Source organism: Aromatoleum toluolicum (assembly GCF_012911005.2).
Classification (GTDB): Bacteria; Pseudomonadota; Gammaproteobacteria; order Burkholderiales; family Rhodocyclaceae; genus Aromatoleum; species Aromatoleum toluolicum.
The window spans coordinates 1-479 of record NZ_WTVS01000191.1 but is presented as its reverse complement, the minus strand read 5'-3'; the positions used below and the strand labels follow the sequence as shown (position 1 = coordinate 479).

The 479-nt window shown below is 67.0% G+C and carries 1 protein-coding gene; it reads left to right on the top strand.

All coding sequences use genetic code 11. The annotated features are described in order from the left end of the window. Positions 1–237: Hsp33 family molecular chaperone HslO (locus tag GPA27_RS28320; protein WP_211165308.1), on the top strand; the 237-nt coding region annotated here is incomplete at its 5' end. Positions 238–479: the final 242 nt, after the last annotated feature.

Sequence of the window (479 nt, the reverse complement as noted above, 5' to 3'; positions counted from 1 at the left end):
CCCCAGCAGGGCGCCAGCGGCCCGCGTTTTGCATGCACCTGCAGCCGCGAGCGCGTGAGCAACATGCTGCGCAACCTGGGCGCTGAAGAGGCCGAGAGCATCCTCGCCGAGCGCGACGACATCGAAGTGGGTTGCGAGTTCTGCGGCCAGCAGTACCGGTTTGATGCCGTGGATGCTGCGCAGATTTTTGTCTCGCCCGCCGCTGCTCAGCCCCCGGGACCCACAGGCATCCAGTAGCCGCCTGCAGCCTCCATCGGGCGCGGTGGTCGGCTGACCATCGTTGACAATCGCCCCCGCCATCCCCGCCTAAGATTCCTGGGTCACCCTGCAGCAGCGCCTGCCGCTGCGAGGGGCCGGCGCACAAGGTCCGATCGCAAGGCCTGTGTGCGTTCAAGCGATCACATCCGGTCGCGCAGGAAATGAACGAGGGGTGTCATGCAGTTTCTTCGCCGTGTTCTGGGGGGCCACCGGGCCAGCCC